Below are 14,508 nucleotides of genomic sequence, written 5' to 3'. Positions count from 1 at the left end.
ACAATAGTCAGCGGTAGTTGTTCTGGCTCTGTCGAAGTAGGACAATTGCCGGCTTCACGTCACCATCAGCGACCTTGAATGGCCTTCCTTGCACTCGGTATTAACCACAAGACTGCTTCAGTAGACGTCCGCGAGCGCGTGGCCTTTACCCCTGAGCAGCTGGTTGAGGCCTTGCAGCAGCTCTGCCGACTCACCGACAGCCGCGAAGCTGCGATCCTCTCCACCTGCAATCGCAGTGAACTCTATATAGAACAGGATCACCTTTCGGCTGACATCGTGCTGCGCTGGCTGGCCGATTATCACCATTTGAGCCTCGACGAGCTGCGCGCGAGCGCTTATGTGCATGAAGATGATGCGGCAGTTCGTCACATGATGCGGGTCGCCTCCGGGCTCGATTCGCTGGTGTTGGGCGAACCGCAGATTCTCGGCCAGATGAAATCGTGTTACGCCGTGGCCCGCGAGGCTGGCACCATCGGTCCGTTGCTCGGGCGTCTGTTTCAGGCGACGTTCAATGCGGCCAAGCAAGTGCGCACCGATACCGCCATCGGCGAAAACCCGGTGTCCGTGGCGTTTGCCGCGGTCAGTCTGGCGAAACAGATTTTCAGTGACTTGCAACGCAGCCAGGCCTTGCTGATCGGCGCCGGCGAGACCATCACCCTGGTCGCCCGTCATCTGCATGAGCTCGGCGTAAAACGCATTGTCGTCGCCAACCGCACCCTGGAACGCGCGAGCATTCTGGCCGAACAGTTTGGCGCCCATGCCGTGTTGCTCTCGGACATCCCGGCCGAACTGGTGCGCAGCGACATCGTCATCAGTTCCACCGCCAGCCAGTTGCCGATCCTCGGTAAAGGCGCGGTGGAAAGTGCCTTGAAGCTGCGCAAGCACAAGCCGATCTTCATGGTGGACATCGCCGTACCGCGCGATATCGAGCCTGAAGTCGGCGAGTTGGACGACGTTTACCTTTATAGCGTCGACGATCTCCACGAAGTGGTCGCCGAAAACCTCAAGAGCCGTCAGGGCGCTGCGCAAGCGGCGGAAGAGATGGTTTCGGTGGGCGCCGAAGATTTCATGATCCGCCTGCGCGAACTGGCGGCGGTGGATGTGCTCAAGGCCTATCGCCAACAAAGCGAGCGCATGCGTGACGAAGAACTGCAGAAGGCCCAACGGATGCTGGCCAACGGCAGCAGCGCCGAAGACGTGCTGGTGCAATTGGCGCGTGGCTTGACCAACAAACTCTTGCACGCACCGAGCGTGCAGTTGAAAAAGCTCTCTGCCGAAGGTCGCCTCGACGCACTGGCCATGGCCCAGGAACTCTTTGCCCTCGGTGAGGGCTCATCGGATAGCTTTTCGGATAAAAAACCGCAATGAAAGTGTCACTGCTCAATAAGCTGGACATCCTCCAGGACCGTTTCGAGGAATTGACCGCCTTGCTTGGCGATGGCGAGGTCATTTCCGATCAGAACAAATTCCGCGCCTATTCCAAGGAGTACGCGGAAGTCGAGCCGATTGTCGACACCTATAAACAGTTGCTCAAGGTGCAAAGCGACCTCGAAGGCGCCCAGGCCCTGCTCAAGGACAGCGACCCGGACATGCGCGAAATGGCCGTGGAAGAAGTTCGCGAAGCCAAGGAGCAACTGATCGAGATCGAAGCCAGCCTGCAACGGCTTTTGCTGCCCAAGGACCCGAACGACGGGCGCAACGTGTTTCTCGAAATCCGTGCCGGCACCGGCGGTGACGAGGCGGCGATTTTCTCCGGCGACCTGTTCCGCATGTATTCGCGTTACGCAGAGCGGCGTGGCTGGCGGGTGGAAATTCTCTCGGAGAACATCGGCGAGCACGGCGGCTATAAAGAAGTCATCGCGCGGGTTGAAGGCGACAACGTCTACGGCAAGCTGAAATTCGAATCCGGCGCGCACCGCGTGCAACGGGTTCCGGCCACTGAATCCCAGGGGCGCATCCATACATCCGCCTGCACCGTGGCAGTGTTGCCCGAGCCGGACGAACAGGAAGCGATCGAGATCAACCCGGCGGATTTGCGGGTCGACACGTATCGTTCCTCCGGCGCCGGTGGTCAGCACGTCAACAAGACCGACTCGGCGATCCGCATCACGCACTTGCCGTCCGGTATCGTCGTCGAGTGCCAGGAAGAACGTTCCCAGCACAAGAACCGCGCCCGGGCGATGTCCTGGTTGTCGGCCAAACTCAATGATCAGCAGACCAGCGCCGCCGCCAATGCCATCGCCAGCGAGCGTAAATTGCTGGTGGGTTCGGGGGATCGCTCGGAGCGGATCCGTACCTATAACTTTGCCCAGGGCCGGGTCACCGATCACCGGGTCAACCTGACGCTGTATTCCCTCGATGAAATCCTCGCGGGCGGTGTCGATGCGGTGATCGAGCCGTTGCTGGCCGAGTATCAAGCTGACCAACTGGCGGCCATCGAATGACGATCATTGCCAGTCTGTTGCGCGCCGCTGATTTACCCGACTCGCCGACGGCGCGTCTGGATGCCGAATTGCTGCTGGCGGCGGCGCTGGGCAAGTCCCGCAGTTTTCTGCACACCTGGCCGGAGCGCATCGTTCCGAGCGATGCCGCGCTGAAATTTGCCGAGTACCTGCAACGCCGTCGTGGCGGAGAGCCGGTGGCGTACATTCTCGGCCAGCAAGGGTTCTGGAAACTCGATCTGGAAGTCGCGCCGCACACGCTGATCCCGCGCCCGGACACCGAATTGCTGGTGGAGGCCGCGCTGGAATTGTTGCCCGGCACATCCGCCAAGGTCCTCGATCTTGGCACCGGCAGCGGCGCCATCGCCCTGGCCCTGGCCAGTGAACGTCCGGCGTGGAGCGTCACTGCCGTGGATCGCGTGCTTGAAGCCGTGGCCCTGGCCGAGCGCAATCGTCAGCGCCTGCACCTGAACAATGCCACCGTGCTGAGCAGCCATTGGTTCAGCGCGCTGGAAGGTCAGCGTTTTCAGCTGATCATCAGCAATCCACCTTATATTGCTTCGACCGATCCTCATCTGGTGGAAGGCGATGTGCGTTTCGAGCCGGCGAGCGCTTTGGTAGCGGGTATCGACGGGCTCGACGATTTGCGCCTGATCGTCGACCAGGCGCCGGATTACCTGGAAGCGGGCGGCTGGTTGATGCTCGAACACGGTTATGATCAAGCCGAGGCCGTGCGCGATCTGCTACAGACCCGCGGCTTTGCAGAAGTCCACAGCCGCACCGATCTGGGCGGTCACCAACGGATCAGCCTGGGGCGCCTGCCGTGCTGAATGATCAGGAATTGTTGCGCTACAGTCGGCAGATTCTGTTGCAGCACGTCGACATCGACGGTCAGTTGCGACTGAAAGAAAGCCGCGTATTGATCGTCGGTCTTGGCGGTCTCGGTTCACCGGTTGCGCTTTACCTCGCCGCGGCTGGCGTCGGTGAGCTGCATCTGGCGGACTTCGACACCGTCGACCTGACCAACCTGCAACGCCAGATCGTTCACGACACCGACAGCGTCGGTCAGACCAAGGTCGATTCGGCCATTCGCCGACTGAGCGCAATCAACCCCGAGATCACCTTAGTCGCCCATCGCACTGCGCTGGACGAAGATTCTTTGGCGGCAGCGGTTGCCGCCGTGGATCTGGTGCTGGACTGCTCCGACAATTTTTCCACCCGCGAAGCGGTCAACGCCGCATGCGTGGTCGCGGGCAAGCCGTTGGTCAGTGGCGCGGCGATTCGCCTCGAAGGGCAATTGTCGGTGTTCGACCCGCGTCGCCCGGAAAGTCCGTGCTACCACTGTTTATATGGGCACGGCAGCGAAGCCGAACTGACGTGCAGTGAAGCCGGCGTCGTCGGTCCGCTGGTTGGGCTGGTCGGCAGCCTCCAGGCGCTGGAGGCGATGAAACTGCTGGTGGGTTTCGGCGAGCCGCTGGTGGGACGGTTGTTGTTGATTGATGCCTTGGGTTCGCGTTTTCGCGAGCTGCGGGTCAAGCGTGATCCGGGTTGCAGCGTCTGTGGACCGAAACATGCGTGAAGCGCCGATTGGCGTGTTCGACTCCGGTGTCGGTGGGCTCTCGGTGCTGGCCGAGATCCAGCGATTGCTACCCAACGAAACGCTGCTGTACCTCGCCGATTGCGGAAATATTCCCTACGGCGAGAAAACCCCGGAATTCATCCAGCAGCGTTGCAGCGTGATGGCCGATTTCTTTCAGCAGCAGGGCGCCAAGGCCCTGGTGCTGGCCTGCAACACGGCAACGGTCGCCGGCGTTGCGGATTTGCGGCGCGATTATCCAGACTGGCCCATCGTCGGCATGGAGCCCGCGGTCAAGCCGGCTGCAGCCGCTACCCGCAGCGGAGTGGTCGGTGTGCTCGCCACCACCGGCACCTTGCAGAGTGCCAAATTCGCCGCGTTACTCGACCGCTTCGCCACTGATGTACGGGTGATCACTCAGCCGTGCCCGGGGCTGGTGGAGTTGATTGAAAACGGCGATTTGCGCAGTCCCGCCCTGCGTGAGTTGCTTGCCAGGTATGTCGGGCCGCTGCTCGCCGCCGGCTGCGACACGATAATTCTCGGCTGCACGCATTATCCCTTCCTAAAGCCGTTGCTTAAGCAGATGATCCCTGAGGACATCAGCCTGATCGACACAGGGGCCGCGGTGGCACGTCAGCTTCAACGTTTGTTGGCCGAGCGCGAATTGCTCGCTGACGGGCCTGCTCGCGCAGCGCAATTCTGGACGAGTGCCGATCCGGAACATTTCGCAAATATCTTGCCAATCCTGTGGAATACCGCTGGCGTTGTGCAAAGCTTCAAGGGATAAACAAAATCCAGCGGCAAACGAATAATTGGGGTGAACTTCTGATTAAACGTCGACTTCTATAGCGGTAAGCAACAAAAAAACAATACGAAATCGTACGGAAAAGGATGTTTCTATGAAGCGACTATTCTGCTTGGCCGCGATTGCGGCTGCACTGATGGGGCACAGTTTTACCGCACAGGCGGCAGGCGTGGAGTTCGCGGTTGGCGAGACCAGCGAGTCGACCATGACCTATCGATTGGGCATGCAATTCGATTGGGACAAGAGCTGGCTGCAGAGTGATGTCGGTCGTTTGACCGGTTACTGGAGTGGTGCCTACACCTATTGGGACGGCGACAAGACCTCCAGCAACCACAGCCTGTCGTTCTCGCCGGTGTTTGTTTATGAGTTTGCCGGTCAGAACGTCAAACCCTATGTAGAACTCGGGGTTGGCGTGGCGTTGTTCGCCAATACCGAAGTCGAAAACAATAACCTCGGCAGTGCTTTTCAGTTCGAAGACCGGTTCGGCTTCGGCCTGCGTTTTGCGGGCGGGCACGAAGTCGGGATTCGTGCAACGCACTATTCCAATGCCGGGCTCAGTAGCCCGAACAACGGTGTAGAAAGCTACGCGCTGCACTACACGATGCCGTTGTAACGCTAAAAGCTTCGCGGGCAAGTCGGATCGCCGCATCGCTCGCTCCTACAGGTTTCATGTCGTATTCACCGTTACGACATACCGCAAAACCTGTAGGAGCGAGCGATGCGGCGATCCGACTTGCCCGCGAAGGCGTCAGACCAGACAACACATCTCTAAACTAACGATACGCCGTGGTAATCCCCTGGCGCTCATCGATGCACTCCGGTGCGCCCATCTCGAATTCCCGGCAGATCAGCGGGCGTTTTTCGTAGATCGTGCACATCATGCTGTTGCGATCCAGCGCGGCACACCAGCCGTCATCCAGACGCAGCATGACTTCCCCACCCCAATCATCGGTATCGATAAAACGTTCGGGCACCCCCGTGTCGGTGATCAGCATGACTTCGAGCTGGCAGCAGCAGGCTGCGCAGGTCGAGCAGGTGACCGCCGGCTCGGCGATTTGTGTGTGGGGAATGGTCTTCATGGCGCGCAGTGTAAGTCAGTCGGTCGGCGCTGTGTGAAAGGCCTGACGGACGCTCAACCGTGGGTGTCGGACGCCGCCAACCGCTGGGCCATGAAATGCAGCGTGGGAAACAGCAGCGCCCAGAGTAATCCGATGCCGATCAGCGTCGGTACTTGGCCGTAAGGGAATTTCACCCCGGCCAGTTCTCCTCCCGCGTAATACGACAACGGTCCACCCACGGCGCCCAGCAGGCTGCCCAGCCACCAGGGCGTTGCGGTCCATTGCAGGCAATGGCGCAACGTCGTTGCCAGCAGCGCCCATAACAGCATCAGCCATAGAGGAATCAGCGGCGCGACATCGTTGAACTCGAACACCCCCAGCCAGTGCAATGAACTGTCGACGGTCGTGCCCAGCAAAACCACGCTGAGAATCAGCCGGCCTTCGTCCGCCCAACGACTTATCCACAGCAGATGAATCACCAACGCGCCCAGCGCCACCAACAACCACAAACTGTCGCCGCCTATCACGCAGGCAAGCCAGCCGAGCTGGAACAGCGCAGCGTTGGCCAAGCGTTCAAGCATCGAAGCGGCCGAGCAGCGGCGCGGTGATCGCCGAAGGTTTGGCCAGCAGTAACTGCGCGGTGCCGATGGTGCGCTCCAGGAAACCACCTTCGCAGTAGCACAGGTAAAACTCCCACAGCCGCAGGAAATAATCGTCGTAGCCCAATTCGCTCAAGCGACCTTGGGCGCGGCGAAAGTTTTCATGCCACAGGCGCAAGGTTCGTGCGTAGTGCAGGCCGAAATCCTCCATGTGCAGCAAGTTCATGTCGGTGTCGCGGCTGACGATCTCGAGCATTTTCTGCACGCAGGGCAGGGCGCCGCCGGGGAAGATGTAGCGCTGAATGAAATCGACGCTGCCCTTGGCCTGCTCGTAGCGCTGCTCGCGGATGGTGATCGCCTGCAACAGCATCAAGCCATTGCTCTTGAGCAAGTGCGCGCACTGCTTGAAATAGGTCGGCAGAAAGCGATGGCCCACTGCTTCGATCATCTCGATCGACACCAGTTTGTCGTACTGCCCGGTGAGGTCGCGGTAATCCTTGGGCAACAACGTGACCTGGTCTTGCAACCCGAGGGCGTCGATCCGTTGCGCGGTAAAGGCGTACTGCTCCCTGGACAGCGTGGTGGTGGTGACTTTGCAGCCATAGTGCTGCGCCGCGTACAGCGCCATGCTGCCCCAGCCGGTGCCGATTTCCAGCAGGTGATCGCTTGGTTTGAGGTCGAGTTTCTGGCAGATCCGTTCCAGTTTGTTCAGCTGAGCCTGTTCCAGGCTGTCCTCGGGACTCAGGAATTGTGCCGCGGAATACATCATGGTCGGGTCGAGAAACTGTTCGAACAGGTCGTTGCCGAGGTCGTAGTGCGCGGCGATGTTTTTCTGCGAGCCCTTGCGTGTGTTGCGGTTGAGCCAGTGCAACCCTTGAACGAACGGCCGGCCGAGTTTCGCCAGACCGCCTTCCAGCGCATCCAGCACTTCCAGGTTGCTGACGAACACGCGAACCACCGCCGTGAGGTCCGGCGAACTCCAGTAACCGTGGATAAACGCCTCGCCCGCGCCGATCGAACCGTTGCTCGCCACCAGTCCCCACGCTGCGGCATCGAGGATGTGAATCTCCCCCAGCAAATGGCTGCCAGCGGTGCCGAAGACATGCCGCTCGCCGTCCTCGACGACCACCAGTTGCCCGTGTTTGAGGTGCGCCAGTTGCCGCAGCACACCGCGACGCAGCAACGTCCCGGTCAGACCATTGGTGCGTCGCGGTGTGGCTTTGGCCGAGACACTAGAGGATTTCATGGCGGCGATCCTTGGGCGGAACGGTGGCGGTTTGAAAGCTGCCATCGGCAGCTTGATGAGCAAATATCGGCGCGCGTTTGAGCAGCAGGCGCAGGGCTTGCCAATAAATCGCCAGACAGGTTTTCGCGGTCATCCACGGAAAGCGCCGCAAGTAACGGTGCAGGCTGGCGCGACTCAAGTCTTCGCGTTTCAGGTTGAGCGTGGCGTCGAACAGCTTCAGCTCGCCCTGCCAGTCGGCCATGTGCACGCCGAGCTTTTTCGCGACGGGGCTGAAGCTCATGCGGTGTTCGAGATCGCGTGGCAGAAACGGCGACACATGAAAAGCCTTGGCCACGGCGAAATGCTGATGGAAATCGCGCAGGTCCTCCGGCGTCCTGGCCGGCAGCACGTAGTGATAACGCTCGCGCCACGGGGTATTGGTGACTTCGGCAAGGATCGCCGCCAGTTGGCCGTCGGCTTCGTAACAATAGAAAAAACTCACCGGGTTGAACGCCAGGCCCCAACTGCGAGGCTGGGTCAACAGGCACACCGAACCTTGTGGCGCATGACCAAGGGCCTGGCGGACCTGTTCGCGCACCGCGTCGATCAGGCGTATGCCGTTGCCGGTGTAGGCTTTGAGGTAGTCGCTTTCGCGAAACGAAAACGGCGAGAAACGGCGATAGCCCGACAGTGGCGATAGCCCGAGCACGGCGTCCTGTTCGTCGAGATCGAGGTACAGCAGGCCGATCCGGTAACGGAATTCATGGCGCCTTGGGGCAAACCGCCGATGGGCGATCCAGCCGCTGTAGAGGGCGCTGTTCACAGCACTTCCCCGAACGAGCGGGCCACGCGCAACGCGCTGACCACGCCGTCTTCATGGAAACCGTTGGCCCAGTAGGCGCCGCAATAAAAACTGTGTTGCGCGCCGTTCAATTCTTCCCAGCGCGCCTGTGCGGCCACTGCCGCCAGGCTGTACTGCGGATGGGCGTAGGTGAATCGGCCGAGCACCATGGACGGGCTGATGCCGGCGCTCTGGTTGAGGCTGACGCAGAACGTGGTGTCGCTCTGGATGCCTTGCAGAATGTTCATGTCGTAGGTGACCGCGGCCAGCGTATGGCCGGCACCGCCGAGGCGGTAATTCCAACTGGCCCAGGCGAGTGTGCGCGACGGCAGCAGGCGCGTGTCGGTGTGCAGCACCACTTCGTTGTCGGCATAGGGCAGGGCGCCGAGGATCGACACTTCGGCTTCGCTCGGTTTGGCCAGCAGTTTCAGCGCCTGATCGCTGTGGCAGGCGAACACCACTTTGTCGAAGCGTTCGCTGCCGGCGCTGCTGTGGATCACGACACCATCGGCATCGCGCTCGACTCGTATCACGGGACAGTTGAGGCGGATCTTTTGCTTGAAGGTCGCGGTCAACGGTGCGATGTACGCACTCGAACCGCCCTCGATCACCCGCCATTGCGGGCGATTGTTGACTGACAGCAAACCGTGATTCTTGAAAAACCGCACAAAGAATTGCAGCGGAAAATTCAGCATCTGGGCCATCGGCATCGACCAGATCGCCGCGCCCATCGGCACGATGTAATGCAGGATGAACCGTTCTCCGTAACCGCCGGCCTTGAGGTATTCATCGAGCGTGGTGTCCGCCGCGATCCGGCCCTCGGACAGGTCGGACTGAGCGCGCTTGTTGAAGCGCAGAATGTCCCGCAGCATGCCCCAGAACCTCGGCGACAGCAGATTGCGGCGCTGAGCGAACAGGCTGTTGAGGTTGTTGCCGTTGTACTCGAGGCCGCTGTCCGGGTCGGTGACCGAGAAACTCATCTCTGTCGCTTTGAAACCGACGCCGATCTGGCCCAGCAGGCGAATGAAATTCGGGTAGGTCCAGTCGTTGAACACAATGAAACCGGTGTCCACGGCATAGCCCTCGCCATCGACCTTCACGTCCACGGTGTGGGTATGACCACCGACCCGGTCGCCGGCCTCGAACAGGGCGATCTCGTGGCTGCGATTCAGCAGGTAAGCGCTGGTCAGCCCCGAGATGCCGCTGCCGATGATGGCGATGTTCACGGCACGTCCTTGATCGGCGGACTGCTGCGCACCATGCGTTTGCCGATGGCGAGCTTCACCCGGTTGGGCATTTTCGACAGCGGCCAGAGCGCCGCCATGAACAGCGCCGGGAACGCGATCTCCAGCGGCCGATGCTTCAGTTTGGTGAAGATGTGTCGCGCCGCTTTGCCCACCGGCCAACTGAGCGGCATCGGGAAGTCGTTCTTCGCCGTCAGCGGTGTGTCGACGAACCCCGGGCTGACCACGGTGACTTCGATGCCTTCGGGCGCGAGGTCAATGCGCAACGATTCGAACAGATAACGCAGCCCGGCCTTCGACGCGCCATACGCCTCCGCCCGTGGCAGCGGCAGGTAAGTCACCGAACTGGCGACGCCCACCAGATGCGGCGCGAGGCCTTTGCGCAACAGCGGCAGCGCCGCTTCGATGCAGTAACTGCTGGCCAGCAGATTGGTGCGCACCACGTGCTCGATAAGCGACGAATCGAACTGCTGAACGTCGACGTATTCGCAGGTGCCGGCATTGAGAATCACCGTATCCAGCGAGCCCCAGTCATGTGCGATTTGCTCGCCGATTTCGCGTACGGTCTGGCTGTTGGTCAGATCACCCGCCACCACCAGCACTTGGCCGGGATAGCGTTGCGACAAGACTTTCAGCGGCGGCAGCGAGCGTGAACTGACCGCCAGATGGGCGCCGGTTTTTAGAATTTCCTCGGCCAGCGCGGCGCCAATGCCGCTGCTGGCCCCGGTCAGCCAATATCGTCGTGGAGGTGTAAGACTCATCCCATTCTCCTTTTCAACCAGGCGATTGCCCGACCCAATACGGGTACATGTTCGTAAAGCAGTGCCCCGGCATCGAAGTAATCCCGGTGGCGATAAACCTTGTCACGCCAGAGCAGGTGCGAGCAGCCATCCACCCGAATCAAGCCCCCGCCGGCGAGGCGTGGATGGCGGTAGCTCATGACCCAGCGCAGATAACCTTCGCCTTCGCCGATCTGATCGAAGCCATGAAAATCAAAACGCAGCTCGCTGACGTTGGCGTAGAGCTCACTGAAATAGCTGCGCAACTGCCCGATGCCCTGTACGTCGTGCAGCGGATCGGTGAAGTGCACGTCGGTGGTGTACAGCTCATTCAGGCGTTGCAGGTTGTCTTTGTTGAGTTCGCCAAACTGCCGGGCGAAGCGCCGCAGAAAATCACTCATAACCGCCTCCGGCATTTTGTCGCGATGGCAGGTTTTTGAACGCGGTCAGCGCGCGGGCGCGACTCGTACTTAGATTGACGATTGGCGACGGATAACCTGCCACCCCGAACAAGCCACCGAGGTTCGCCGGGTTGTGCACGTCTTTCTTGTTCAGCCCGGCCAGCTCCGGCAGCCAGTGCTTGATGAACAGGCCTTCGCTGTCGAATTTTTCCGATTGGCTGAGCGGGTTGAAAATCCGGAAGTAGGGCGCCGAGTCGGTGCCGGTGGACGAACTCCACTGCCAGCCGCCGTTGTTCGCCGCGAGGTCGCCATCGATCAGGTGCCGCATGAAAAAACGTTCGCCTTCACGCCAGTCGATCAGCAGATTCTTGGTGAGGAACATCGCCACGACCATGCGCAAGCGGTTGTGCATCCAGCCGGTTTCGAGCAGTTGGCGCATCGCGGCGTCGATGATCGGCAGGCCGGTACGCGCTTCTTGCCAGGCCGCCAGTTCATCGGGGGCATCGCGCCAGGCCAGGGCTTCGGTTTCCGGGCGGAAGGCGCGGTGGCGGGAGACGCGTGGGTAGCCCACCAGAATGTGTTTGTAGAACTCGCGCCACAGCAATTCGTTGATCCAGGTGACGGCGCCGACTTTGCCGCTTTCGAACTCGCCCTGATTGCTTTGCAGGGCGGCGTGCAAGCATTGGCGCGGGGAAATGACGCCGGCCGCGAGGTAGGCCGAGAGCTGACTGGTGCCGGGTTTGCCCGGGAAGTCGCGCTCACTTTTGTAGTAGTCGATCTGCGCATCGGCGAAGGTGTCGAGACGGCGTCGGGCTTCGGTTTCACCGGCGGGCCAGAGCGCGCGCAAGGTATCGCTCGGCGTGTCGAAGCCTGCAACGCTTGAGGGGATTTCATCGCTGTTGACGGTCAGCCGCGATTGAGCCATTGGCGCGCTCACCAGATTCGGCAGCGAGCTGTGCAGGCGGTCGTAGCAAACCTTGCGGAACTGACTGAAGACCTGGAAGTACGTGCCGGTCTTGGTCAGCACGGTGCCGGGCTTGAACAGCAACTGATCGAGGTAGCTATAAAAGTCGATGCCTTTGGTTATCAGTGCTTCGGCCACCGCCGCATCACGACGGCTTTCGTGAATGCCGTACTCCTCGTTGACGTGCACCGCGTCGATCTTCAACTGCTGGCACAGATCGAGCAAAACCTTCGGCGCTTCATCCCAACGAGAGGCCGTGCGGATGAGCAACGGGATGTTCAACTCGCCGAGTGCGCGGCTCAGTTCGCGGAGGTTGCGCAGCCAGAAATCCACTTTGCACGGCGCGTCGTCATGCTGGCGCCATTGTTCCGGGCTCAACAAGTACACCGCCACGCTCGGACCCCGGGAAGCGGCGGCCGAGAGGGCGGTGTTGTCATGTAGGCGCAAGTCGCTGCGCAGCCAGATCAATTGCATGATGGTGTCCGTACGATTCATTTAAACAAGCCCGCGCTGAACCAGGTCCTGATGCGCCGATAACGGATCTTCGGCCAGGAACAATTCAGCAATCTCTGTAGTTTTTACGGACAACTCGGCGTGGTGGATGCACACCGTTGGTCCGGCAATCATTTTTGGGCAACTGACGCCGTTGAAAAGTTTCGGCAGCTGCGAAAGGTTCATGGCTTTGCTGGAATACAGCAGTACACCGCGGGCTTGCAGGTGATCGACCGCCAGTGCGAGCTCGCCCGCCGGCAGCGGCCAGTCGAACACTTCCACCGGGCAATCGGCACTGCTGATCAACCACGCGGTGAGCCACAGATGTGGTTCCAGCGGCAGGTCGGAGTGATTGATCAACAGCAGCGGTGCGGTGCGCAACTGACGATTGTTATGGTAGATGCGCGCGCCGAATTTGCTGCGTAACCAGGAGTGAAAAAACACGCGCTCCATCTGCGCGCCAAACTGGCCCTGCCAGCGTTGTTCAAGTTCGGCGAGCAACGGCATCAGCAGTTGTTCGCACAAGGTCCGTGGCGGGTACAACGCGATCGCCTGGTTGACGGTGTCATCGAGGGTGCGTTCGTTGAGCGAAGTGACCGCTTGCAGCAGCGTTTTGCACAGCACCTGCCAATCGTTTTCGACTGTTTCGCTAAAGGCTTGCGGGGTGTCGAGCAGTTGCTTGACCTGGCTGACGGCCACGCCGCGATTGAGCCAGGTGAGGATCGTCAGGATGCGTTGTACGTGTTCGGCGCTGAACAGCCGATGCCCTTTCGGCGTGCGTTGCGGCACGATCAAACCGTAACGCCGTTCCCAGGCGCGCAAGGTGACGGCGTTGACCCCGGTCTGCCGGGCCACTTCACGAATCGGCAGCCAGCCTTCATCGAGGGCTTTTTTGAAGTCGGCGCCGAGGTCTTCGCGGGCGCTGGTGTCGAGTGGGATTTTCATCAGATCGCGTTTCGCAGGCTTAGGTTTTCCGGGTGCGGTTGCAGGTAAACCTGTTGCGCAATGTACGAATCCGGGTGTTGGCGAAAGTGATGTTTGAGCAGCGTCAGCGGCACCACTAGCGGCACGATGCCGTGGCGGTACTGGCCGATGACGTGTTGCACTTCCTGTTTGTCGTCAGCGCTGATGACCTGTTTGAGGTAACCACTGATGTGTTGCAGAACATTGGTGTGGGTGCGGCGCGTGGCGCACTTCTTCAAGGCCGCCATCAGTTCGCTGAAATAGCGTGGGCCGAGTTCTTTCGGGTCGATCTGGCCCATGTTGCCCAGCAGATTGCCCAGGGTTTTGTACTGCACCGGATTGTGGGCCATCAGCAGGTATTTATAGCGCGAGTGAAATTCCGTCAGTCCGCGGCGAGTCAGGCCCGCTTGCAGCAGTTGTTGCCAGGCGCTGTAGGCGAACACGCGGGTGAGGAAGTTTTCCCGCAGCACCGGGTCATTGAGACGACCGTCTTCTTCCACCGGCAGATCCGGGTGCCGCGCACAGAAAGCCCGGGCAAAGATGCCACGGCCGCCGCCGTCTACGGGCACGCCGTTGGCGTGGTAGACCTTGACCCGTTCCAGGCCGCATGACGGTGATTTCTGCATGAAGATGTAGCCGCAGATATCGTCCAGCTCGATGGCCATTTTCTCGCCGTAATCGGCCAGCGCTCGGGTGACATTCAGTTCAGGGTCAACAGTGCCAACGGCTTCGGGGTGTTCAGCGTCGCCGACCAATCGGATGGGGTGCCGAGGGATGCCAAGACCGATCGCGACCTCCGGACATATCGGGACGAAATCGAAATACTCAGTGAGGGTGCGGCTGCACAGCCGCGATTCCTTGTGCCCGCCGTTGAAACGCACCTCGGCACCCATCAGGCAGGCGCTGATGGCGATTTTCGGTTTCGCGCTGGCGTGGGGCATTGGAGCACCTCGAATTTAAGACCTGTACAGAATTCAATTTCTGTACAACATGACTTCATCATAGATTCAAAGGTGTACAAGTCAAATTATTTGTATAGGTTTTGCGGAGGCCCTGTAGGAGCGAGCTTGCTCGCGATGAACCTGAGATCGCTGAGGAGTGTCAGGTTTACAGCGTGAGC

General features: G+C 60.3%; 16 protein-coding genes. 6 read left to right on the top strand and 10 right to left on the bottom strand.

The window, feature by feature from the left end; translation table 11 throughout:
* Positions 1 to 78 precede the first annotated feature (78 nt).
* The 6 genes from hemA to ACA066_RS24220 all read left to right on the top strand — a co-directional run bounded on the left by hemA (position 79) and on the right by ACA066_RS24220 (position 5,435).
* Positions 79 to 1,368 (top strand): glutamyl-tRNA reductase, encoded by a 1,290-nt coding sequence (hemA, locus tag ACA066_RS24245; RefSeq protein WP_084320413.1) that lies wholly within the window; start codon positions 79 to 81, stop codon positions 1,366 to 1,368.
* Complete coding sequence (gene prfA, locus ACA066_RS24240) at positions 1,365 to 2,444, top strand: peptide chain release factor 1 (protein ID WP_497696934.1); 1,080 nt, start codon at positions 1,365 to 1,367, stop codon at positions 2,442 to 2,444. The genes hemA and prfA overlap by 4 nt, the downstream gene beginning before the upstream one ends.
* Entirely contained in the window at positions 2,441 to 3,271 is an 831-nt protein-coding gene (gene prmC, locus ACA066_RS24235) for a peptide chain release factor N(5)-glutamine methyltransferase (protein ID WP_497696933.1), read from the top strand. Before prfA ends, prmC begins: the two co-directional genes overlap by 4 nt.
* The gene (locus tag ACA066_RS24230) at positions 3,265 to 4,020 is read left to right on the top strand and encodes a molybdopterin-synthase adenylyltransferase MoeB (protein ID WP_497696932.1); all 756 of its coding nucleotides are present in this window, start codon (positions 3,265 to 3,267) and stop codon (positions 4,018 to 4,020) included. Before prmC ends, ACA066_RS24230 begins: the two co-directional genes overlap by 7 nt.
* Positions 4,013 to 4,804: a glutamate racemase gene (gene murI, locus ACA066_RS24225; RefSeq protein WP_497696931.1), complete on the top strand. Its 792-nt coding sequence runs from the start codon at positions 4,013 to 4,015 to the stop codon at positions 4,802 to 4,804. Before ACA066_RS24230 ends, murI begins: the two co-directional genes overlap by 8 nt.
* A 112-nt stretch (positions 4,805 to 4,916) precedes the next feature.
* The gene (locus ACA066_RS24220; RefSeq protein ID WP_497696930.1) at positions 4,917 to 5,435 is read left to right on the top strand and encodes an acyloxyacyl hydrolase; all 519 of its coding nucleotides are present in this window, start codon (positions 4,917 to 4,919) and stop codon (positions 5,433 to 5,435) included.
* 160 nt (positions 5,436 to 5,595) lie between these two features.
* Here the strand turns inward: ACA066_RS24220 and ACA066_RS24215 are convergent, their stop codons facing one another.
* From ACA066_RS24215 to ACA066_RS24170, 10 genes are read right to left on the bottom strand one after another with little or no spacing between them, the layout of a single operon-like run.
* Positions 5,596 to 5,901, bottom strand: a complete 306-nt coding sequence (locus ACA066_RS24215; protein WP_084320418.1) for a YkgJ family cysteine cluster protein — start codon at positions 5,899 to 5,901, stop codon at positions 5,596 to 5,598.
* Between the two features lie 53 nt (positions 5,902 to 5,954).
* Entirely contained in the window at positions 5,955 to 6,461 is a 507-nt protein-coding gene (locus ACA066_RS24210) for a DUF2878 domain-containing protein (RefSeq protein ID WP_497696929.1), read from the bottom strand.
* A complete protein-coding gene (locus ACA066_RS24205) occupies positions 6,454 to 7,725 on the bottom strand; it encodes a class I SAM-dependent methyltransferase (protein WP_497696928.1) in 1,272 nt (423 codons plus the stop codon). Before ACA066_RS24205 ends, ACA066_RS24210 begins: the two co-directional genes overlap by 8 nt.
* Positions 7,712 to 8,527: a DUF1365 domain-containing protein gene (locus ACA066_RS24200; protein ID WP_497696927.1), complete on the bottom strand. Its 816-nt coding sequence runs from the start codon at positions 8,525 to 8,527 to the stop codon at positions 7,712 to 7,714. The genes ACA066_RS24205 and ACA066_RS24200 overlap by 14 nt, the downstream gene beginning before the upstream one ends.
* Positions 8,524 to 9,771 carry an NAD(P)/FAD-dependent oxidoreductase gene (locus ACA066_RS24195; protein ID WP_497696926.1) on the bottom strand — a complete coding sequence of 416 codons (1,248 nt, stop codon included), beginning with the start codon at positions 9,769 to 9,771 and terminating at the stop codon, positions 8,524 to 8,526. The genes ACA066_RS24200 and ACA066_RS24195 overlap by 4 nt, the downstream gene beginning before the upstream one ends.
* Positions 9,768 to 10,550, bottom strand: a complete 783-nt coding sequence (locus ACA066_RS24190) for an SDR family NAD(P)-dependent oxidoreductase (protein ID WP_497696925.1) — start codon at positions 10,548 to 10,550, stop codon at positions 9,768 to 9,770. The genes ACA066_RS24195 and ACA066_RS24190 overlap by 4 nt, the downstream gene beginning before the upstream one ends.
* Entirely contained in the window at positions 10,547 to 10,969 is a 423-nt protein-coding gene (locus ACA066_RS24185) for a nuclear transport factor 2 family protein (RefSeq protein WP_497696924.1), read from the bottom strand. The genes ACA066_RS24190 and ACA066_RS24185 overlap by 4 nt, the downstream gene beginning before the upstream one ends.
* Positions 10,962 to 12,407 carry a deoxyribodipyrimidine photo-lyase gene (phrB, locus tag ACA066_RS24180; protein ID WP_497696923.1) on the bottom strand — a complete coding sequence of 482 codons (1,446 nt, stop codon included), beginning with the start codon at positions 12,405 to 12,407 and terminating at the stop codon, positions 10,962 to 10,964. The genes ACA066_RS24185 and phrB overlap by 8 nt, the downstream gene beginning before the upstream one ends.
* Before the next feature lie 21 nt (positions 12,408 to 12,428).
* Positions 12,429 to 13,370 carry a MerR family transcriptional regulator gene (locus ACA066_RS24175; protein WP_497696922.1) on the bottom strand — a complete coding sequence of 314 codons (942 nt, stop codon included), beginning with the start codon at positions 13,368 to 13,370 and terminating at the stop codon, positions 12,429 to 12,431.
* Positions 13,370 to 14,329 (bottom strand): YbgA family protein, encoded by a 960-nt coding sequence (locus ACA066_RS24170; RefSeq protein ID WP_497696921.1) that lies wholly within the window; start codon positions 14,327 to 14,329, stop codon positions 13,370 to 13,372. The genes ACA066_RS24175 and ACA066_RS24170 overlap by 1 nt, the downstream gene beginning before the upstream one ends.
* Positions 14,330 to 14,508 lie beyond the last annotated feature (179 nt).

The sequence above is a fragment of the Pseudomonas sp. LBUM1651 genome, from assembly GCF_059716135.1.
Note: the sequence above shows the minus strand (reverse complement) of the source record. Positions and strands in the feature narration are given on the sequence as shown.